General features: G+C 53.9%; 22 protein-coding genes and 1 pseudogene. 7 read left to right on the top strand and 16 right to left on the bottom strand.

Annotated features, from left to right (window positions below; translation table 11 throughout):
• Positions 1 to 30: 30 nt before the first annotated feature.
• The 3 genes from A0251_RS14350 to A0251_RS14360 form a co-directional block, all read right to left on the bottom strand.
• The gene (locus A0251_RS14350) at positions 31 to 657 is read right to left on the bottom strand and encodes a TetR/AcrR family transcriptional regulator (RefSeq protein ID WP_062817534.1); all 627 of its coding nucleotides are present in this window, start codon (positions 655 to 657) and stop codon (positions 31 to 33) included.
• A 100-nt stretch (positions 658 to 757) separates the two neighbouring features.
• The gene (locus tag A0251_RS14355; protein ID WP_062817535.1) at positions 758 to 1,882 is read right to left on the bottom strand and encodes an acyl-CoA dehydrogenase family protein; all 1,125 of its coding nucleotides are present in this window, start codon (positions 1,880 to 1,882) and stop codon (positions 758 to 760) included.
• Between the two features lie 116 nt (positions 1,883 to 1,998).
• Positions 1,999 to 3,201, bottom strand: a complete 1,203-nt coding sequence (locus A0251_RS14360) for an acyl-CoA dehydrogenase family protein (RefSeq protein WP_062817536.1) — start codon at positions 3,199 to 3,201, stop codon at positions 1,999 to 2,001.
• Positions 3,202 to 3,405: 204 nt separating this feature from the next.
• On the opposite strand from A0251_RS14360, the gene ylqF reads away from it, so the two are divergent.
• Positions 3,406 to 4,353 carry a ribosome biogenesis GTPase YlqF gene (gene ylqF, locus A0251_RS14365; protein ID WP_062817537.1) on the top strand — a complete coding sequence of 316 codons (948 nt, stop codon included), beginning with the start codon at positions 3,406 to 3,408 and terminating at the stop codon, positions 4,351 to 4,353.
• 186 nt (positions 4,354 to 4,539) lie between these two features.
• Here ylqF and A0251_RS17740 read toward each other — a convergent pair whose 3' ends face one another.
• From A0251_RS17740 to A0251_RS14385, 5 genes are all read right to left on the bottom strand, one after another.
• Positions 4,540 to 4,713, bottom strand: a complete 174-nt coding sequence (locus A0251_RS17740; RefSeq protein WP_103918168.1) for a YhfG family protein — start codon at positions 4,711 to 4,713, stop codon at positions 4,540 to 4,542.
• 136 nt (positions 4,714 to 4,849) lie between these two features.
• On the bottom strand, positions 4,850 to 6,979 hold the full coding sequence (locus A0251_RS14370) for a DNA/RNA helicase domain-containing protein (protein ID WP_231874251.1): 2,130 nt from the start codon (positions 6,977 to 6,979) through the stop codon (positions 4,850 to 4,852).
• Positions 6,980 to 7,029: 50 nt separating this feature from the next.
• A complete protein-coding gene (locus A0251_RS14375; RefSeq protein ID WP_062817539.1) occupies positions 7,030 to 7,350 on the bottom strand; it encodes a nucleotide pyrophosphohydrolase in 321 nt (106 codons plus the stop codon).
• Positions 7,351 to 7,444: 94 nt separating this feature from the next.
• Positions 7,445 to 8,572 carry an HNH endonuclease gene (locus A0251_RS14380; RefSeq protein WP_197461949.1) on the bottom strand — a complete coding sequence of 376 codons (1,128 nt, stop codon included), beginning with the start codon at positions 8,570 to 8,572 and terminating at the stop codon, positions 7,445 to 7,447.
• Positions 8,573 to 8,610: 38 nt separating this feature from the next.
• Positions 8,611 to 9,003, bottom strand: a complete 393-nt coding sequence (locus A0251_RS14385; protein ID WP_197461951.1) for an HIT family protein — start codon at positions 9,001 to 9,003, stop codon at positions 8,611 to 8,613.
• Positions 9,004 to 11,045: 2,042 nt separating this feature from the next.
• Between A0251_RS14385 and A0251_RS14390 the strand changes: the two genes are divergently transcribed.
• Complete coding sequence (locus A0251_RS14390) at positions 11,046 to 11,252, top strand: DUF4224 domain-containing protein (protein WP_062817542.1); 207 nt, start codon at positions 11,046 to 11,048, stop codon at positions 11,250 to 11,252.
• Positions 11,253 to 11,795: 543 nt separating this feature from the next.
• On the opposite strand, the gene A0251_RS14395 is transcribed toward A0251_RS14390, so the two are convergent.
• The 4 genes from A0251_RS14395 to A0251_RS17445 form a co-directional block, all read right to left on the bottom strand.
• Positions 11,796 to 12,437, bottom strand: coding sequence for a hypothetical protein (locus A0251_RS14395; protein WP_062817543.1), 642 nt, complete (start codon positions 12,435 to 12,437; stop codon positions 11,796 to 11,798).
• 23 nt (positions 12,438 to 12,460) lie between these two features.
• Entirely contained in the window at positions 12,461 to 12,925 is a 465-nt protein-coding gene (locus A0251_RS14400) for a hypothetical protein (protein ID WP_062817544.1), read from the bottom strand.
• 266 nt (positions 12,926 to 13,191) lie between these two features.
• Positions 13,192 to 13,785: a hypothetical protein gene (locus A0251_RS14405; protein ID WP_062817545.1), complete on the bottom strand. Its 594-nt coding sequence runs from the start codon at positions 13,783 to 13,785 to the stop codon at positions 13,192 to 13,194.
• A gap of 60 nt (positions 13,786 to 13,845) precedes the next feature.
• Positions 13,846 to 14,049, bottom strand: coding sequence for a hypothetical protein (locus tag A0251_RS17445; RefSeq protein ID WP_062817546.1), 204 nt, complete (start codon positions 14,047 to 14,049; stop codon positions 13,846 to 13,848).
• A gap of 72 nt (positions 14,050 to 14,121) precedes the next feature.
• On the opposite strand from A0251_RS17445, the gene A0251_RS14415 reads away from it, so the two are divergent.
• On the top strand, positions 14,122 to 14,304 hold the full coding sequence (locus A0251_RS14415; protein ID WP_062817547.1) for a hypothetical protein: 183 nt from the start codon (positions 14,122 to 14,124) through the stop codon (positions 14,302 to 14,304).
• 309 nt (positions 14,305 to 14,613) lie between these two features.
• On the top strand, positions 14,614 to 15,954 hold the full coding sequence (locus A0251_RS14420) for a site-specific integrase (RefSeq protein WP_062817548.1): 1,341 nt from the start codon (positions 14,614 to 14,616) through the stop codon (positions 15,952 to 15,954).
• 205 nt (positions 15,955 to 16,159) lie between these two features.
• On the opposite strand, the gene A0251_RS14425 is transcribed toward A0251_RS14420, so the two are convergent.
• The 4 genes and pseudogenes from A0251_RS14425 to A0251_RS14440 all read right to left on the bottom strand — a co-directional run.
• Positions 16,160 to 16,510 (bottom strand): DUF3147 family protein, encoded by a 351-nt coding sequence (locus A0251_RS14425; RefSeq protein ID WP_035246388.1) that lies wholly within the window; start codon positions 16,508 to 16,510, stop codon positions 16,160 to 16,162.
• A gap of 30 nt (positions 16,511 to 16,540) precedes the next feature.
• Complete coding sequence (locus A0251_RS14430) at positions 16,541 to 16,888, bottom strand: DUF6488 family protein (protein ID WP_062817549.1); 348 nt, start codon at positions 16,886 to 16,888, stop codon at positions 16,541 to 16,543.
• A gap of 32 nt (positions 16,889 to 16,920) precedes the next feature.
• Entirely contained in the window at positions 16,921 to 17,814 is an 894-nt protein-coding gene (locus A0251_RS14435) for a HupE/UreJ family protein (RefSeq protein WP_062817550.1), read from the bottom strand.
• A gap of 3 nt (positions 17,815 to 17,817) precedes the next feature.
• Positions 17,818 to 18,198: pseudogene (locus A0251_RS14440) on the bottom strand (efflux RND transporter permease subunit); the annotation flags it as partial.
• A gap of 411 nt (positions 18,199 to 18,609) precedes the next feature.
• Between A0251_RS14440 and A0251_RS14445 the strand changes: the two are divergent.
• From A0251_RS14445 to A0251_RS14455, 3 genes are all read left to right on the top strand, one after another.
• The gene (locus A0251_RS14445; protein WP_062817552.1) at positions 18,610 to 18,948 is read left to right on the top strand and encodes a hypothetical protein; all 339 of its coding nucleotides are present in this window, start codon (positions 18,610 to 18,612) and stop codon (positions 18,946 to 18,948) included.
• A gap of 145 nt (positions 18,949 to 19,093) precedes the next feature.
• Complete coding sequence (locus A0251_RS14450; protein ID WP_231866137.1) at positions 19,094 to 20,308, top strand: TolC family protein; 1,215 nt, start codon at positions 19,094 to 19,096, stop codon at positions 20,306 to 20,308.
• A 15-nt stretch (positions 20,309 to 20,323) separates the two neighbouring features.
• Complete coding sequence (locus A0251_RS14455) at positions 20,324 to 21,277, top strand: efflux RND transporter periplasmic adaptor subunit (RefSeq protein ID WP_062817554.1); 954 nt, start codon at positions 20,324 to 20,326, stop codon at positions 21,275 to 21,277.
• The last annotated feature ends 12 nt before the right edge of the window (positions 21,278 to 21,289 follow it).

Genomic DNA, 21,289 nt, shown 5'->3' on the forward strand with positions numbered 1-21,289 from the left:
ATCATTTTGGTCAGGCCGGGAAAGAAAATGTCAGGGATTGAGCAGCGGCCGCAGGTAGTCATTGGCCCACTGGCGCACCCCGGCTTCGTTGGCGGGATTCATCAGGCCGTCCGGGGACAGCACCATGGACTGGGTGAGCCGCAGCATCAGCTCGGCCAGGGCCTCGGAGGACTGCTTGCGAATGGCCCCCTTCTTCTGCTCCTGGTCCAGTATGCCGGCCATATAGACACGGAAGAATCCCATCATCTGCCACAGGCGCTGGGTGAGAATGGGCAGGATCGTTTCCGGTTCGGAGGTAAGCAGCCGCTGCAGCAGCGGGTGGCGATGGGCGCGTGTGGTCGCCAGCACAAAGGATTCCAGCACCCGCTCCACACCGTTATCGATCTGCGCCAGGTCCGCTTCGATCCGGGTCAGCTCCCGCTGACACTCACGCAGGATCACCACCTGGATCAACTGGTCCTTGTCGGCAAAGCGGCGGTAGGCGGTGGCCCGGCCGATACCGGCCTTGCTCGCCACGTCTTCCATGGTGGTACGGCGCAGGCCGAACTCAACGAATAACGCCAGCCCCGCATCCAGCACCTTCTCGTAGGTCTTGTCCCCTTCCGGCACCTGCAGGTTTTGCAGCAGGGTTTTCGATGCGGCGGCTTTGCGTGACATTCAGACTCCCGGTGGCTCCGTGGTAATGTCCATGGCTTATACCGTAAGGCCACCGTGGTGAGCAAATGGGTTTCCGGTTCCCGCCATCGCAACCGGCCCGTTACGCCGAGCGGGCGATGGCCATCAGGTGCACATCCGCATTGCCGAACAGGCCATCCACGCCGGTCACCCGCTTCACATAGTGGCCCACGCCCAGTTCGTCGGTCATGCCCATGCCGCCGTGGATCTGGATGGCTTCCTGGGCGATCTTGCGCCCGGCCCGGCCCAGTTGCGCTTTCATGGCATGCACCGCCATGGCCGCATCGTCATGGCCTTCCACGGTTTTCAGGGTGGCGGCCAGCAGCAACGACCGGGTCTGCTCCATGGCGATGAACATGTCCGCCATGCGGAACTGCAGCACCTGGAACTTGCCAATGGGCATGCCGAACTGCTTGCGGGTCTTGCTGTATTCCACGGTTTCATTGAGCAGCACGGACAGGCTGCCCACGGACTCCGCCGACAGGGCCAGCAGGCCCTCATGGAGCACCTGCCGGGCGATGGCATAGCCGCTATGCAATGCACCGATGCGGGCCGCCTCGGCCACCTTTACCTGGTTGAAGCGGATCTCCGCACCCTGGCGACCGTCCACAGTACGGTGGGGCACCCGCTCCACCCCCGGTGCATTGGCATCCACCAGAAACAGGCTGAGGCCATCCTGATCACCGGGCTGGCCAGCGGTACGCGCCAGCACCACCAACAGGTCCGCCTGGTCGCCGTTCATCACGCAGCTCTTGGTGCCATTCAGTATCGCCTCGTTGCCTTTCAGGTCGGCGACCATGGCGGTGTTTTCCAGCGTAAACACCCGCTCATACTCTTCCGCGGCAAAGGCCACCTGTAGCTTGCCTTCCAGCAAAGCGGGTATGGTCTCCGCCTGCTGGGCCGCGCTGGCCTGGCGCAGAAAACCGCCGCCCAGCACCACGGTGGCAATATAGGGGGCCATGATCAGGCCCTCCCCCAGGGCTTCCAGCAGCACCATGGTTTCCAGCGGCCCCATGCCCAGTCCGCCGTGCTCTTCCTCGAACGGCACCGCCAGCCAGCCCAGGTCGGCAAATTGCTGCCAGGTGGCCGCATCCAGTGGCATCAGTTTCTTGTTCCGGCGATGGGTTTCCACATCACTGTTGTCGCGCACAAACCGCTTGGCGCTATCCGCCAGCATTTGCTGTTCTTCACTCAACTGAAAATTCATCGTTGTTCTCCATTCCCGGACGGGGTCTTCCCCCCCTTACCGTTGGAGCCTTGCTCGCAAGGCGAATACCCTCGTCGACGCGCTTCGCCTTGCGAGCAAGGCTCCAACAATATCGTTTACAGCCCCAACACCGCCTTGGCGATAATCCCGCGCTGCACCTCATTGGATCCGCCATAAATGGAACAGGCCCGCGAGTTCAGATAATGGGGCATGGCAGTGAGTGCATACTCCGGCCCGATCACCGGCTGTTCCTCGCCGGGCACCAGGGCCTGGGGCTGCCAGATCACACTCTGGCTACCCAGGGTTTCAATGCGCAGCTCGGTGACTTTCTGCAGCAACTCGGTGCCGAGAATCTTGGTCATGGAGGACAGGGCCCCGGGATCCTTGCCGGCAGACAGGGCGGACTTGATGCGCATCTCGGTGAATTCCAGCGCCAGCACATCCGCCTCCAAGGCGGCAAACTTGTGCTGCCATACCGGGTCTTTGGTCAGCGGCCCCAAAGCGGTCTGCTGCTTCTCGGCCATCAGGCGGATCTTTTCCAGCATCACGTTCAGGCCCGGCGCATATTCCTGGCCACCACGCTCGAAGGTGAGCAGGTACTTGGCCACGGTCCAGCCGTCATTTTCCGCGCCCACCCGGTTCTTCTGCGGTACCCGCACATTGTCGAAGAACACCTGGCATTGCTCCGGCACTTCATCCAGGCCGACGATAGGCTCGATGGTGATGCCCGGCAGGTCCATGTCCAGCAGCAGGAAAGTAATGCCCTGCTGGGGCTTGCCGTCGCGATTGGTGCGTACCAGCGCGAACATCTTGTTGGCGTAGTGGGCGTAGGTGGTCCAGATCTTGGTACCGTTGAGGATATAGTCGTCGCCATCCTTGTCGGCAAAGGTCTTCAGGGAGGCCAGATCGGAGCCGGAGCCCGGTTCGGAATAGCCCTGGCACCAGAAGTGTTCGCCGTTGAGAATCTTCGGCAGATATTCCTGCTGCTGCTCCTCCGTGCCGCAACCGATCAGGCAGGGGCCGCACATGTGCAGGCCCATGGGCACCAATGGCGGGGTCTCGGCCCGGACCAGCTCCTCCGCAAAGATGGCCCGCTGACTCACACTCCAGCCGGTGCCGCCGAATTCCTTCGGCCAGTGCGGCGCCGCCCAGCCCTTGTCGTTGAGAATCCGCTGCCAGGCCATGGCTTCCTTCACCGGCGCAAACACCGAGGTCACCAGCCTGCCCGCTTCCCGGATTTCCGGGGTCAGGCTCTCCTCCAGAAAGGTGCGCACCTCATCCCGAAACGCCTTCTCCTGCTCCGGCACCCGCAGATCCATACCCTACTCCGCTGTTATCAGATTCAGTGGACCCAGTGTACGGGAGACAAAATGAGACACTCATGACGATTCGTATCACGCCACTGGCGAAAAGCGTCAAAGCCCGCCGTCCTGGTTCAAGACAAAGCGGGCACGAGCCACGCCCCGCCGGGGCAAGTCCGTTATAATGCGCCGATACTTCATGCAGACAGGCAACACCCGCTTATGAGCATCAACTGGTTCCCCGGCCACATGAACAAGGCCACCCGCGAAATCCGCGACATCCTGCCCAAGGTGGACCTGATCATCGAAATCGTCGACGCCCGCCTGCCCTACAGCAGCTCCAACCCGGTGATCGAGAATTTCCGTGCCGACAAGCCCTGCCTGAAACTGCTCAGCAAAAGCGACCTGGCCGACCCGGACATCACCCAGCAGTGGCTCGACCACCTGCAAAAAGACCCCACCGTCCGCGCCCTGGCCATCACCACCCACAAACCGGAATCCATCCGCAAACTGGCGGACCTCTGCCAGCAGATGGTCCACAAAAAACGGGACCGGGCCACCACCATCACCGCCCTGATCACCGGCATCCCCAACGTGGGCAAATCCACCTTTATCAACACCCTGGCCGGCCGCCAGGTGGCCCGAGCCGGTAACGAACCGGCGGTGACCCAGCGCCAGCAACGCATCGAACTGGGCGGCGGCCTGATCCTCATCGACTCCCCCGGCATCCTCTGGCCGAAAATCGAAAACCGTAACAGCGGCTACCGCCTGGCCCTCTCCGGCGCCATCAAAGCCACCGCCATGCAGGAAGACGACGTGGCGCTGTTCGCCGCCGAATACTTCATGCAGGCCTACCCGGAACAAATGAAAGAGCGCTTCAAACGCGACGACCTGCCCGAAGACGGCGTGCCTTTCCTGGAAACCATCGGCAAACAGCGGGGCTGCCTGGGCAGCGGCGGCCACGTGGACTTCGACCGCGCCGCCACCCTGCTGATCAGCGAATACCGCGGCGGCCGACTCGGCCAGCTCACCCTGGAAACCCCGGCCACGGCGGAGCAAGAGCATGTAAAGGTGGCGGAGATACGCCGGCTGAAAGAGGAGGAGAAGGAGGCGAAGAAGAGGGCTAGGAAGGCGGCGTATAAGGCGAAGGGGCAGAAGGGAAATCAGTAAGAGAGTGTCACCAATAAACTTGTCGTAGATAACTTCTAGCCCCGAGCAATCACACACCAGCGCAACAGAAGTAATTGCCCGCTCGGCATCAGACAATGCTTCGTCGTCTTCGATGTTCAGCCGGTTTTCAGGGCATCACTCTCGGGGTAACAATATCCATTCTGGACAGCCCCGTATTTATCTATTTCAGGCTTTCGCTTTAACCGGACGGCTGTGGGCAAGGACTGCTGCTTTGCGCGACGTAAATCTCACATCACCGTCCTTCACGGTGAAGCCTTCCAGGCGCAAGCTGGCCGCGTAGTTGGCCCGACGGACCCTGGCAAAATAAGCTTTTTTTGATTCCAGCGAGGGAACAGGCATAAGCACCTTCAACCAATTAAGATTCTGAAATTATCGCAAAAACAGACCGCCAGACTAAATTTTAGTCAAATAAAAGCTGACTTCTAGATTAATCACTAACTTTTATAAATAACGCTCGCTTCTTATCACTCTATTATCAAATAACGCAAACGAACTCCCCAACAACTCTGTAACTCAAGACCTCATCATCATTTAATATAATTGGATTAAAGCTCTCATCGTCAGAGTTGGGGCTTAATTCAATCCGTGAGTGTCTCCAACCTTCCTCATCTTCTACCTTGAAGCTTTCATATACCTTGATGGTGTACCTTGATCCAGTCTCTGCATCAACGCCATCAACACACTCAACCAATACCGTCTTTCCATTGCGCGATCCGCCCTGGTCTTGCTGGAACAAGCAGACGGCTCCATTCGGAATAACACGGTTCATGGATTCCCCCATGACTCGGCAGGCAAACATCCCCTCTTTCAGGATCACTCCATCCGGCACAGGCACCAAACTTTCATGCTGGACATTCTGCAGATCACTGAATTCACCAGCAGCAGCCTGAAGGTCAACTAATGGGACAGCATTCTCATAGAGGACAAGCGATTCGACATTATTATCCTGAGCAACAATCTTCCGGGAATAAGTGGGAATATATTGCTTTAAATATTCCTGGAGACCGGGATCACATGCATAAACAAATGTACCTCTTATCCCTCTAAGCATCACAGTTCTATAGATATTGATAATATACTGCTTCAGTTCTTCTGGACCCTTAATGCCTTGACTACCAGTACGATCAAAATAATTGGTTTTATCAATAACAATTGATTCACTCACCTTGTCATACCGAATCTCTTGACCAAAGATTATGCCTGCATAGTTCAGGTCATATCCTTGTGTGGTATGAATACAACCGACCTCCTTGTATGAATCTTTTTTGTTAATCCAATCAGTATTGGTGCTATTCCAACGAAGGCTTACACCATCAATTTCAATATCAAATGCTTCATTATCTTTCTTTGAAGTCCATGGCCATGAATAACCGGCGACGATCCTGGAAAGCCCTGTCTCAATCTCCTTCCCCTTTATCACATCGACCATGTCACCTAAAGATTCAAAGAATTCGAACTCATAATTTTTATCGGAAAAGCGCTCCCCATGATCAAGGCGACAGTTAAGCAAGGCATCAATAAACTCAACATAAGGCTGACCAGCTTTGACTCTAAACTGGGAAAGCAGCTTGTGGGTTACCGACCCCTTAGCAGTTTTGAGGCGATCAAAGACAGAAGAATCAGCGTCTGACGGCTTGATGGATTGCCCCTTATCGTAGAAAAAAACCGCTTTATCAGACTGTTGACAAACCCAGTCCACCTCACTGCAGGCATACTTATCCATACCCAGTGCCTCACAGCTTTTATCAAAAGTGCCAAAATAGGCACCCAGATTCTTTCTTTTCCTCAAGCGATGCGATTCATCGACCAAGACGATATCGTAATGTTGTTTGGCAAGTTCAGCAGGACTAATCACCATCTTGGGACTCAAACCAGAGACATGCTTGAAAGCCTTCTTCAAGGTCGTCCTGAAGGATGTCATCGGAACAACAAGAGCCATACTAGGGTTAGGATTATTATTCTTGAAGTCATCGATAAGAGACTGAATCTCAGCCTCATCATCAGCAAAGTCACGAAGATCAATCTGTCTGTCGCCTTTGCTCAGTAATTTAAACAGGAATATTGCCAGAACAGACTTTCCTGTTCCCGCTCCGCCCTCAATAACAACATTCCTGACTTCAGGGTTAAGTAACTCATACAGGATGGTAAGCAAACCCTGGCGCTGATCAAAGGAGAGAGATTTATAAGGTGAATACTTGAACACATCAGAGTTATCGATATGGTTCAACGTTTTCGACGCCACGCCACAAGAGATCAGTGCATCCCAGACGTCCCGGAAAACCTTTTCGTAAAGATCATCTCTCTGATAATAGTTATGGTCGGACAACCCCAGATTACCATTGAGAAGTGAGTATTTCCCATCAGCAGCCATGTACTTGATCAGCAACGACTCAACATCCAATGTCGCTGATTTATTGAAGTATTCACTAGTTATTAAATGGACAGCCGTAAGCAGTTTCTTCTCATCATGTTTTAGGTGCGTACCCATTCTGGATAGCGCATCCGTTGTCTCTCCAATGTAGGCATGCAGCTTCTTCTCATCACTAAGAACATAAACCAGAGGCCACCCACCTACAGCAAACGCATTGCTACGCAGATCATTCAAAGATTTTCCGCTGAAAGGGTAGCGTTTTATGTCTACGAGGGAGTCACTACTCATAGGTCTGTATACTTCTTGGCTGTACCCTTCGCCTTGTTAACAGGGTATTTCAACTCATTCTTCCTGATTTTTTCCAACACTATCTCGCTGATGTCCAGGTCATAGCTATCTGCCAGCAGAAAGGCATAGGCCAACACATCTGCCAGCTCTTCTTTTACTTTCCCAACATCAGCATCTTCGGATGATTTCCATAGAAAAACTTCCAGTAACTCTGAAGCCTCAATACTGAGAGCCAAAGAAAGATCTTTTGGATTATGAAATTGCTTCCAATCCCTTTCATCACGAAATTGGCGCAGCTTCAAAATTACGTCTTTCATATTTAGTCCTCAATCTCCTTCGACTGGCCAAGCAAGTATGCAATCTGTCTTTACCAATCACTTTATGGGAAGCAATTCACAATAATGAACCAAGTTAGGTTCTACCTGCCTGCTTTTCACGAAAATGTTCTCTGTGATGATTTAGATACTGCTGGTGACTATCATCCAACTTGACCACCATATCCTTATGAATACCTAGCTTTCCTGGATCTTCCAGGTGACTGGAGATCAGGATGCGACCACCCCTGTCAAAGCTGATTAACTGCCGATCAAATACCTTATCCAAGTTCGGAACCAGCAACAGGCCATTGTAGGGATCCAGGCGCTCCTTGTTATCTGCCTCTCGCCAGGGCTTTATGTGAGAAGCGATGAGCAGGCGTACATCCGGATATTGGGTGATAGCGCAGCCGCGCCAGTAGCCCACCAGTCCCTCCCTGAACTTGCCGTGACCGAGACGAGTGGTCCGCAGCGTGCTGCGCTCGGTTTCTGACAAGGTCTTATCGTTATCCAGATCGGCAAGGTCGTTGGTCAGTTCATAATCCGTGGCGTCTTTCAAAAACTGGCCGTACAGGCGCAGGGCAGCACTGTACATACCGTGGCCGGTATCATCTTTGACCTGGAAAGCAGGTTGGCTTTCGATGTGTTTACTGAGCTGCTGGTATTGTTCCACCGAGCCTACATCAAAGAAGGATTCGATCAGTGCCCCTTCGCTCTGCAGCAACTTCGGCAGGGTGTTATTCAGTGCCCCGGCGTAGCTTTTGACGGTGCGCTCGCTTTTGCCAATGGAGTCGGCCCAGTGGGAAAAGTGTTTGCGCCGATCCTGGAGATTGGCAAACAAGGCTGCTTCAATTTGCGGCTGCATGGCGGGATCCCGGAACAGGTTGAATAACGGTGTATCCAGCCACGCATAGTCGATCAACTGCGGTGTTGACCGGGGGCCCGGGGCTTTATGGTCTCTTACCCGCCGTTCGTACTCTTCTTCCTTTCCGGCGACAGGCTTGTGGTGCCAAAAGCCGGATGAGCGCAGATAAAAGTACGGAAACTCTGGGTTGTCCCGGTCATTGTCTTGCTTCAACCGCTCAAAGCGTTTTGTGAATGCCTGCCTGAGGGGCTCATTGAAGAGAATCCGGTTGTCTTTCAGGGTGCCGGCACGGATCAGATCCAGCACCGCCAACAACAGGCACACCTTGTGAGGGCGCGGCCGGTCCTTGGTGCGATCCATACGCAGACTGCTGAGCTGGTCCAGGTACTGGGCGGTGGTCATTGTTCACTCCAGTAATCTGCCTGATCCGGCTTTACCCAACGCACACCTCCTCTGGGATCGTCGCTGTCCCCCTGATAGCGGGGAATGATATGGCAGTGCATGTGCTGGACGGTTTGGCCGGCTGCTTCGCCGCAGTTCATGCCGATGTTGTAGGCATCCGGGGCGTAGCGCTCGTCCAGCCAGGTTTTTGCCTGGTTGATTAGCTGCATGACGGCGGTCTGTTCCTGCTCGGTGAGGCAGAACCAGTCGTTGGCGTGGCGTTTGGGGATGACCAGCAGGTGGCCGGGGGAGATGGGGAATTTGTCTTCGCGCACATAGGCCAGGGCATTTTGCAGGCTCGGGCCATCCGGTACTGCGTCCGGCACGGTACAAAATGGACACTCTAGCATTGCCATCCCCTTCTACTGCCTTGGCATTCCCTGCCTGAAGGCTGTTCATTCTTATTTGAGAACCTTATCACAAGGCTAAATAGCTGCCAGCCTTCTCTCACCACTTTTTCGTATTTGGCTGACAAGGATTGTCGGGATTTGCGTATGGCAGGGGCGATTAAAGGAGAATGCGATCGCGCCGCGAGCGACGCTCCTACCGCGGGGATGGAAACCGGCCGAGAGACACTTCACCCATAAGGCCGCGATCTCTGCAGCGATCAATGTCGAGAGAATGGCGAAATTTCGACATGGCCAAGTCGGCATGTCGATTGAGTCGACATCTGCTAAGCGATGAGCTATCTCAAATTCTGCGACAACTTGACCAAGGACTTGCGCATTATTTAACGAAACCTGGGGCCTTTGCGGTCTATTTTCAGATTTTGCGGGGGAAATAATGAGGGTTTCTCGACGTGGGCGTTTCGCACCTCGAGCGGTGTTATTCGCTGCGCCACCCTTTAGGCCGCACGGAACTCGCTGCGCTCCTTCGGCACACTCCGTTTTTACCGCAGGGTTAGCCTTTGGCGGAGCCGCCGAATGTCAGGCACAAAAAAGCCCGGCTGTTTCCAGCCGGGCTTTTTTGTATCTCGATTGGTCGGACGGGAGGACTCACAAAGCACCCACAAGGCACTGTTTTTATTTGACATTACGGTAACAATGTTAAATTTATACCCCCAGAGATACCCCCAAACTGGCCTGGCTGGGCCGATGACCAAGTCAGTTCTGTACACCCGCCGGCCCAATGTTCATGCGGGCCGGCTCGGACAGAGAATTGGCCGGCCCTCGCCGCCGGCTACAATTTGTACGGTCAGCATTCTACCGCCAACCCTTGCTTACACCGCCAAAAGTCCACCCCAGATCTCCTCGCGCGTAGTGACCGGCATAAAACCTTCCGCCCCACATCAGCCATTATCGCATTTCAGCATTTTTCAGCAGGTTGCCAAGTTAGTGGACTGCAAGAAAGCCCAGGGTCAGACCTTAGGTTTCTGGGGTAGCCACAGCGCTTACCTCGTCGTTGGGCTGCGGGCAAATCCTCAATTTGATGTCAAGTTTTGACAAGTAAACGCCGCGTATACTTGCACTAGGAGAGTGGCGGCAATCAAAAGTACTGAAGTGCTTCAGTATCTACCTTGGGGACCAAAACCACGATAGTGGCTTCTGCCGGAGCTAGTTATCGGGCTGTAAAAAAGGGGAGGATCCAGCAAAGCATTTTTTGCCCGCGTTCAAAATACTTCCCACGCCCCTAGTTCCAAACTTGCTTACACGGTCCAGCTGTAGAAGTGCTAGCCACAACTGCAGGAGGTCGATGCTCGACCAACCGCACAGCACACTACACATAGACCAATAAACAGAAGCCCCAGCAGCGGTAACTGCTAGGGCCTCCAAAATCCACTCTTGCACGCACCAAGGAGCGGAACTGTGGACTATAGCAAATCCATAGATGCCATTGAGCGCCTAGCACAACGAAAATCAACTAGCCGTATTGCCTGGCTGCTGACTATCGCAATCTTGCTTTTTGCGCTGTCCAGCCTCATTTCGGCCATTGCTCCAGGGGGGCTGCTATGAGACCGAGCAGGCGGGAGAAACTATGCCCACCAGCGTTTGAAACGCGGATCGGGAGGACGCTCCCGCGATGTCATGTTTTGACATGTTGCCCCGGGCTTACCCCCATCAAAACCCAATTCGCGGCTTCAGGTTTTTCAGGTGCCGGCATTGCCGATGTCAACATTTGTCAACATGCAAGCAGACTCGCTCCAGGCTTCAACATTCTTCAACACCCCCGGGAGCGAAGTTCGCAGCCTGGTTCGCACCCTCTACGCGCGTAGTGACCCCGGAAAAACCTTCACCCCTACTTTTCCCTACCTGCCTCACGCGCGTATTGGTCGCAAAACGTCCAGGCCGCAGCCCTCGCGCGCGGATACATGCGCGTAACTGTCTTGAAACCCCATTCCCAGCGCGGAAGGATGTTAAGTATTGTTAAGGTCAAAATAGGAGGCAGGCACCTCATGAACCCCGAGATAATCACCGAAGAAGAGCTGCTTGAAGACACCGGTTTCAATACCCGAGCCCCGCTCAAGCGGTGGCTGGACCGGAATGGCATCAGTTATCGCACAGGTGCCGCGGGAAGGATCTGCGGGGTATCCGTCAAAGAGTACTGCGGCATTGCCGATCCAGAAGAGCAAAAAGACTCAGAGAGCCTCGAGTTTCTCTAGAAATGCCTGCCCCATATTGCTGACATCAGCCAGTGGGCACATAAATGACGCGTTTCCTGACCAGCGTGGGGAGGGGTAAGAGTTAGAATGGCCGGCATTCCTGCCGGCCATTACCAGTACCGATTACTTCCTGCGAGCAGTGCGCAATAGCAAAATCAAGAGATCAAGCAATCGCACAACCACCCACCAGAAAGGCTCTGTAGGATGTGCAAGCATCTCACAGCCCTCATAGGTAGGCTGCAGAATGGCCAGCTACGGGCATGAAGTTGCTGTTGACGCATTATTGCGCAATAGGGCAACATTCAATTGTACCTTACTGAACCCTTAGTTTGATGGCCAAGCTACAGCGGGTTTAGTTACCAAACGGGCTGGCGCTCCAACGCTGGCCCGTTTCTCTTCCAGGGGCATCTTTTCCCCCTTCTGTGAATAATCATGTAGTCAAACTCGGGTTGAAGTCAAAGCGGGAGGGGTGTTTTTTTTGCACTGTACCTATAGGTACGTACCGGTACTAAAAACATCTTCCTAGAGGCATAGGGAATGCCTTCAGCTGTAGCGAGGCGAGACACCTGCCCTAGCCAAGTGATAATCCCTTCTCTCCCTGAAGTTTTGAAGTATTTCCTCCACCCTGTCGCGGTTCACCGAAAGAGAGTGAACTGCTTGCTTGATGGTTTCTTCTACCTTGCCGCTGGATTTGATGCACTGGATATGCTTCAGCATCAGGGCTGACAGATGACGCATACGAACAAACTCATTAACCAGCAGTATCTCAGGAATCTGCTGTACATCGATTCGCTTAATAGCATCATCAACCTGTGTTGCCTCGACTCCTCTGACACTCTTTCTGAGCCTTTGAAATTCATCATTTACGGGGTGCCCCCGCGCAATTTCCAATGCATGAGAGGCAATTCCATCCCAGTGCTCAATCAATGCCGTAATAGGGATAATCCGGTCAGCTACTGAGCGGTGATAAGCAACAGTTTCCCGGCTTACTGTTTGCCTGTTCTGTTCGGCAAGCAAATCGAGACTTTCCTGGTGCTGTCTAGTAGCTAATTTCTCTGCCGCACGGCTTTGCTCTCGGTTGAGCCATATAGCCACAGCAATAGCCAAGATGCTGCCGATGGCTTGCAACCATGGCGCTAGCTCACCAAGCTCAAAGGTGAATACTCCGAAAACGTACCTTTCCATCCCCACCCCAAACACAACGTCGTTTACAGATTTCCAAAGTCGATGAAAGAACACTTCCCTGCCATCACTGTGGCTTTTGTGAAGACAACAGAGTCTCCGGCTCGACTGGTGACCATGATGAATTCAAGATTTCGAGACGTGGTTTCTAGAAATGTGTACGTCTCAACAGTCTTTCCAGGATATAGCACGACAAAGGAAGCGGAACTCTTCCCGCGGCTTGCCATAGCGACAGTGCCGCCATCCGCCCTAGATGAGGTTATGGTCTCTGACGCATCGATGAAGAGAATGTCGAACTTCCCGTCCGCGCCTTTAACAAGGGTTACCTTACCCTGCGAGATCTGGTCCTCTTTCCAGCCAGCACTGTCCGGACCGATATGACCAATTTCAGGGTAGTACGAGTAGCCTTTTGGGCTGGAACATTGAGCAATTGAGGAGGCGCTCGCCATGCCTGACAGCAGCAGGGCTGCAGCAAATATTGTTATTCTCATATCCCATCCTTTGGCCGAGTCACTTGGGTGCGGCTCGCATCCGAATTCCTATCGGTTGAATCAGAATCATATAGGCAGATCATATCTCCAAGCAAAAACGCGCAACAGCCAGCCTTGAGGTGCTCGCGGGCTAGTTGCTGTATCCTTTTTCAGTGATAGACCAACGGTTTGATAGCAGATGAATGAAATCTCCCCCTACCTCTGGCTTGCAGGCTTTCTCACCATGCTGATGGTGCTGATTTTCATTGCCTGGAAACTAGCCGGGCCTACTTTTTATCCCCCGCCTCTTCTGTCAGCCACTCATTGAACGCCACCATGGCATTCTCATGGCTTGGGTTTTCTCGGAGCCTAAAAAGGTCTCTCAACGCCCTATTCAAGGTAATCACGTTGAATTTGCAGCGATTCAGATAAGCACGGTACTTTTTGGATTCCGCCTCGGAAGGGGGGTTATTGGCAGCGCCCAACCAATACAAGACATGAACCATGGCATCATGGTGCTTCCCCTCTTTCCGCAGGATGTTGGCGAGGTGCTTGTGCACTGAAGCATCCAAGGCCAAGGCCTGTCTTGCTGTCATCCCATAAAACCTCGCCTGGTCGAGATAGTGGGATTTCACATCATGCAGCAGACCCCATGCCTTATCGTGCTCACCCTCGCGAATGGCCTGCAAGGCCTCGCCACGCGCAACGGCCGCTTTCCCCAAATGATTATGGAGCTTGGGTAGGCTTTCCACTGGGTTCGCCGATGGGACTCGGCGCACCCTGAACCGGATCCTGACCCTGTACCCCTTCTTGTAAAGCTCAATTAGGTACAGAGCCCCCATAATTCCGACAGCAATAGCCAGTATTTTCATGAATTGCATGCTGATTCCCTTCAGGCATGAACAGAACACCCATGCGAGACAATACTGACATCACCCTAGTTAGTCGCCAACCCTCCTGACACCGGTTCTACGTGACAGCTGGCGGAAGAAAGGCCCGTCGCTCTCCACATCCTGAATCATAATGTCTACCACCTTTAGCCCATCACTCTGGCGCTCCCGCACTGCAGTGCCTGGAGGCGCATTGTGGACATTGACGATGGTCTGCTCTCCCATTCCCTGTCCCTTGCCCTTGGTATGGTCCATCACGGTTTCATTTGGGTGGAGAATGGCTGGGAAGCCCCCCCCTTACCATCAATCCCGCCAGAGCGAGGACAAATGCCGGGCTTCCATGAGCTGCGGGCACTGAGCCTTCACCTGCACAAAAAGGCAGGCAAGTACGGGCAGAAGATCGCCGGGCATGCCAGCGGGAAGATGACGCGGAATTACGAAGCGGATCATGAAGACGTGGTGTGGAGCGAAGCAGTGCCGGACCTGGATATTTCCAAAATTACCGGATAGGTTTTGCAGGAGTTTTGATTTTGTTTTGCAGCGGGCCAAAAACGAAAAAGGCCAGACACCGCTAAGTGACTGACCTTTCGGGGTATTCTTGGTCGGGACGGGAGGATTCGAACCTCCTACCCCTTGCACCCCATAAAGGTTACAGCTTGTCCGTCGCCGTCCAACAGAATCTACAAACCATTAAATATCAGTAAGTTAGTTAAAAATACATCTTTGCATTGTCCAACAACGTCCACTAGAATCCACCGAAAGCGATTGAGAAACGGTGACGGAACGGTGACGGAACGGTGACGAGATTTCGGAGCATACATGGGCATCATCACAGATAGACACCTCACTCCAAAAGAGCCCAAAGATGCCTGGCTAACCGAAGACGGCCCACGTGGGCATGGTCGATTCATGGTCAGACTTCAGCCAAACGGGAAGCATCTCTTCTACTTCCGTTACAGTGACCAGACAGGTAAACGCCAGTTTCACCCGCTTGGAGTTTACTCACGCACTGGCACCACCGGGCTCACTCTCAAGCAAGCCCGCACCCAAGCCAGCGAGTTATCGCGGCTCTACGTCTCAGGCATCAAGAACATTGGAGAGCACCTTAACTCAGAACGGGCCGCTCGAGAGGCCGCTAGGCAAGCAGAGCTATCACGCCTTGAGCAAGAAGCGGCACAAAAAGAGGCCGAGGCCGCTGCACTGGCTTCTCGGCAAACCGTTTCCCAGCTCTTTGAGCGATGGATGGAAATTGACGTGTCACACCGGAAAGACAAGGGTACAGAAGTCCGGCGCATGTTCGAGAAGGACGTTCTCCCCCTCATTGGCCAAGTCTTTGTCGCAGACATCCGTAAAGGGCACATCACTCAGGTGACAGATGCCATGGCGGCACGGGGTGTCACCCGCATGGTGAAAGTCGTATTCAGCCTGATGCGACAGATGTTCCGCTTTGCCGTGGACCGAGACATCATTGAATTCGACCCCAGCAGCAGTATTCGGAAAGCCAAAATCGGAGGTAAGGAGACTGAACGTGACCGAGTGCTATCCGAGGACGAGATTCGACAACTGACAAACGCCCTACCCTCTGCCAACCTGCTGAAAACCTCTGAATTGGCTGTCTGGATAGCACTTTCCACCTGTTGCCGCATTGGTGAACTTCTGGCGGCACGCTGGGAGTATATTGACCTAGAGCAAAGAACTTGGCTTATTCCTGCCGAAAACAGCAAGAACGGCAAGCCTCATCAAGTACACCTGTCAGCCTTTTCTGTCAGTTTCTTCCAACAGCTGCAGGAAATGACAGGCCTGTCCCCATGGTGCTACCCGAACAGAGCGGAAACCGGCCCTCTCTGCTCAAAAACCATAACCAAGCAGCTTTCTGACCGACAGCGCCCGTCAAATAGTGGCACCATGAGCAATCGCACTAACAACGCGCAAGCTCTTTGTTTACCCGGTGGCAAGTGGACACCTCACGACCTTCGCAGAACCGGCGCAACCATGATGACCGCTCTAGGCGTACTTCCTGAAGTCGCAGAACGCTGCCTGAACCACACCGAAGAAAATAGGGTTAAAAGGACCTATCAACGCCATAGCTATACCAAGGAATGCAGCGAGGCTTGGGAGAAATTGGGCTCCCGGCTCCAGGATCTGACAGAACCAAGATGATAGCTGATGCGTTAAATGAGAGTTTTCGCTCCAAGTGACATCTAGAGCTCAACTAAGCATTCAGGCTACCTACTCTTTCTATGAAGAATATACTCACATATTTGACCCACGCCTAAATAACACGCCTATTATTGAATTCTGACAGCCAGCAATCGACATTAGTCTAAACAGGATTGGGCTATTTTCCGCAAAATAGTCGCTTTCCTCACCATAGATCAATTCCCCAGCGTTTTACCAAGAAAGCAAGCAGAGCAAAACAAAACACGGTCAAAAAAGCTGACACTAATAAAGCCAGCCAAAATCCCCAGCGCTCAAGCATTGCTGGGAATAAGGCGAACATGGGCAGCGTTGGGAGCACATACCAAAAGGTATACCAAGCATGATTGGCCAGTTTGGCAGTGGGTTGGCCCTCAAAATAAAGCCACACCAAGACCATTAGTGTAACGACAGGCAGTGACGCCAATAGCGCCCCCACCCTATCACTCTGCTTAGCCAGCTCGGAAACCAAGACTATAATTGCTGCTGATACTAGGTATTTAATGACTAGCATTGACATAATTTTTCCTCTTGATTCCCTAGCTTAATATCAATCAATTCCTTTGAACTCACCAGTGAAGTTTACGTCGTACACATTACCCGTGTTGGTCATAAGTATATAAAGCGTTCTCTCCTCATCTTCATGATCCATAGCCACAATGTAATATCCGGGGCCAAATTTACTGATACCCACGCTCTCGTCGGGGATCTCTCTCCAGCTTTCGTCCAGTTTGCCAAATCCCATACCCCGATCTTCCTCGGTGAGCTCGACAGCCACATACCTGGCTACTTCCTCCGCCTGATCGGCGGTTACCGTGGCATGCCCTCCGCCGTGAGAAAACACCGGCGAGGCAAAACTCAAGGCCATCATCGTCATCAAGGTTTTCATCCATCTCATAACATTTTCCTCATAAAAACAGATCAAATTTATTAATGTACATGGGCTTCGCCGTCACCATGGGCGTGAGGATTAGAGGCACTGTTTGGCAACTCCTCCGGCTCACGACCCTCTGTTTCAACCTCACCGTTAACACTATCCTCTGCATCCAAATCAAAGCGCTTCTCGTACCCGGACAGCGGAGAATTAGCAACCCCCATGTCTTCATGAGTATGCTGGTGATCATCCTTGTTCAGCGGAAATTCATCAGGATTGCTTGAGTGTAGATATCCATGCAGCTGCATCAACAGCAACAGCAACCCCAACACCATCAGCAGCCCATTGGTCGCTTGACTGAAGCGTTTGAACGATGCCATGCGGCGCCAACCAGACAATAAAAACAACATGATGGCCAGCGCAGCAATCTGCCCCAACTCTACGCCAACATTGAAAGCCAGGATGCGAAAAACCAAACCATCTTCTGCCAGAGGTAATTGCTGCAATCGCGTCGACAGTCCAAACCCGTGAATAAGACCGAAAGCGAAAACCATCCACATTAAGTTTGGTGACTTCATCTTCAGATAAGTCTTGAAACCGCCAAGGTTATCAAACGCCTTATAGCAGACAGTCAGAGCGATAACCGCATCCACTAAGTAGTAATTCGCCTGAATACTATAGAGGGTGGCAAACACCAGAGTAATCGAGTGGCCAATGGAAAACGCGGTTATAAAACGAACAATGTCACTGAAGCGGGTCAGAAAGAACACCACGCCGAACAGAAACAGTAAATGGTCATAGCCTGTGACCATGTGCATCGCTCCAAGCTCAATGTACTCCATGAAACCGGCATTGAGCGCCCTCGCCTTATCCTCTGCTGACATGCCATGCCCCATGGCGATGCTGCTTGCCAAAATGGATAGAAGACCAATCCAGTATTTCAATTTCACAACCTAAACTCCCTTGTTGTTGATTTGCTGCGCTGCCTTCCCATTGACCAGCCGGTACAGGGCTGGCAGGACAAATAGCGTTAGCAAGGTAGAAGAAATAATGCCGCCAATAACGACAGTCGCCAGTGGTCGCTGAACCTCAGACCCGATACCCGTATTCAGCGCCATCGGCACAAAACCCAATGATGCCACCAGTGCGGTGGTTATAATTGGCCGTAACCTGGTCACCGCGCCTTCAATAATCGCGTCATCCAGCGTTACACCTTCATGCATCAACTCACGGATAAACGACACCATTACCAACCCATTGAGGATGGCAATACCCGAGAGCGCGATGAAACCCACAGCTGCAGAAATGGAAAAGGGGATATCTCTGAGAAACAGCAAGCGGTCGGCTAAATCTGTCCTTTTGGCTGCACTTCTCGGCATGCTGGTCGATCATCCGTTCAATTTGCTGTCTAGTCAGGCGCTCTGCCCGCATCACAATGGCTGGGAAAAAACTGGTGGCAGGCGGCCGATTTGAAAATTGACCCGGTAAAAAACCATCCAACCGACCGCTGGGACTTGACGATCTATAATAAATGAATCTGGATATTAGTCGCTAATCAAAGGAAAAACTCCAATGAATAGAGCTTATCCAGCACTCACGGACAACCGTTTCATGGTCTTGGTAAATGTCTTGGCGCTGAACGTAGCCCCCGAATGCGTAGAGGACTTTACAGGCAATTGCTGTGCCGCTAGACTTCGCTTCCTTTTTGTTTGGGCATAACTGGCGTGGTTAGACGCAGATTCATAATGGCAATGATGCTCCTGATGGCTTTGCAGTCGGTGGTGTCTGTTGCTGATATGGGTCAGTTTTATAGTCCGGGAGTGGTTCACCACGATGCTGAACTTTTAACTGACCCCTCGGATATTGAGCCAGCCGACACGACCGGCAATCAGTCTCCCGCCGCGCCGGACGATTCCGGCCATTCATTCGTGCAATGTGATCTGTGCCATGGGCACTGCCATATGCTATCGATGGGTTACCTGCCGGACGCTTTGGGCAATATGCCGGACAAAAGCCTGACGGGCTACCAGGCCAGTTTTTCCTCTGTCGATCAATCCTCTCCTTTCCGCCCTCCTATCGTTTGATCCTGCGAGCAGCACCTTCCCCAGCTTGGGGAACTACTGTCATTTAGACTTTCGTAGGAGTAGTTTCATGCTTTTTGGAATGCCCATAAAAAATGGGCGGCGGGTAATACCGAGTCAATTTTTTAACACCTTGCTGTGTCTTCTCGTGCTAACCCTGACGGGCACTGTTGCGTACGCCGAGCAGGCACCTCTCACACTTGCCAATGCCCTCTCGCGGACCGTGGCGCAGAACCCCACCCTGCAGGTTTTCGATTTTCGCCTTCAGGGCCTTGAAGGCCGTCGTTTCACGGCGGATCAAAATCCTGCCCTGGAAGCCGGCCTGGAGGTGGAAAACGTCCTCGGCAGCGGCAACCGGCAGGGGAGCGACGCGGCAGAGTACACCCTGTCCTTGTCATCGGTTCTCGAACTTGGCGGCAAGCGTGAGGCCCGCGTCAGCGTCGTCGACTCGCGATACGCTCTGGTCGAGGCCGAGCGCCAGGCCGAAACCCTGGATGTGCTGGGACAGGTGGCCCAGCGTTTTGTCGCCACCTTGGCCCTGCAGGAAAAACTTGAACTGGCCGCTGACGCTGTGGCGCTGACCGAGGCCACCCACGAGATCGTCACCCGTCGCGCCGACCGGGGCGCGGCGCCCCAGGCCGAAGTCATGCGCGCCAGGGCCGCGCTCACCCGGAGTCGTATCGAGCAGTCCCGCGTGTTAAGCGAATACGAGAGCCGGAAAATAGCTCTGGCTTCGCTCTGGGGTGATACCCGTCCGGACTTTCAGAGTCTGGAGGGCGACCTGTTCCAGTTCGGGTCCTCCGACAGTTTCGAGATCCTGTACCAGCGGGTCAGTGAGAGCCCGGCCATTCAAATCTATGCCAGCGAGCGGCGCGTCCGTGAGGCGGAAGTCCAATTGGCACGGAGCCAGTCCGAGAGCGATATCCGCTGGCAGGTGGGTGTCCGGCAGTTCGAGGAGACGGATGACTCGGCGCTGGTCGGCGGGTTTTCCGTACCGCTGTTTTCCGGACGGCGCAATCGCGGCGAAGTGCAAGCCGCTCTGGCGGCGCGGGATGAAGTCCGGTACCGCCGGGAGGACACCCTGCTTCGCCTCCACTCGCGCCTGTTCGAGGCTTACCGACAGCGGCAGCAAAACATCGAGGCGGTTGAGCAGATTCGCGGCCAAGTGCTTCCCGATCTGAGTGATGCCCTCAGCCAGACCCGCGAGGCCTACGAGAAAGGTCGCTACAGCTATGTGGAGTGGACCGCCGCGCAGCGGGAATTGCTCTCCGCCCGGCAGGCGCTGGTCGACGCCGCCACCACGGCGCTGCTCAACCAGTCGCTGATCGAACAACTGACGGCGCAGCCTCTGGCTGGCCGCTGAACAAGGATTACTACCATGAAAGTCGTTAACTATTTACTCATACTTGCCAGCGTTTATGTGCTGACGGCCGGACCGACTCATGCCGCGGAAGATGATCACAGTGATGATTCGCATGCGCACGGTGACGTCAACGAAGAGCGCGGCGAGCACGAGGAGTCGGAGAGCACTCACGCGGAAATCTCCGCCGAGATGGCGGAGCAAGCCGGTATCCGAAGCAAGGCCGCAGGTGCCGGCATCCTGGAGCGCACCATCAGCAGTTATGGCCGCCTTGTTCCCAATCCCGACGGGATTGCCCTGATCAGGGCACGCTTCCCGGGTCAGGTTACGAAAATCAATGCCAGTCTCGGTGACGCGGTCAAGGCTGGCGAGCCACTGGCCAGCATCGAATCCAACGACAGCCTCCAACCCTACACCTTGCGTGCGCCTTTCGCCGGTACCGTTATCCAGCGCAATATCAACGTCGGCGAGCTGGCCGGGGAGCAGGCGCTGTTCACCATCGCCAAGCTCGACCCGCTATGGGTGGAATTGAAAATCTTCCCGGGGCAGCGCCGCGAAATCGCACCAGGACAGCTGGTGCGAATTGACACCGGAGATGCCCAGCACGAGTCCAGGATCAGTCATATCGTGCCGCAGAACAGCGGCTCGCCCTACGTCATTGCCCGGGCAGAAATTGCCAACGCAGAGGAGCTGCTTTCACCGGGCCGGCTGGTTTCGGCGAGCATCGTGGTAGAGCGTATCGAAGTGCCGCTGGTGATAGAAAATCGGGCCCTGCAGTTGCTCGACGAATCCCAGGTCGTGTTTGTGCAAGAAGGCAATAGCTTTGAGCCCCGGCCTGTCGAGTTGGGCCGCACGGATGGCCAGTTCACCGAAATACTTTCTGGCCTGAAGCCCGGCGAACGCTACGTGGTGGAGAACAGCTATCTCATCAAGGCGGATATCGAAAAATCCAGCGTGTCAGACGACGATTAACAGGAGGCCACT

The sequence above is a fragment of the Alcanivorax sp. NBRC 102024 genome, assembly GCF_001602235.1.
Lineage (GTDB): Bacteria > Pseudomonadota > Gammaproteobacteria > Pseudomonadales > Alcanivoracaceae > Alcanivorax.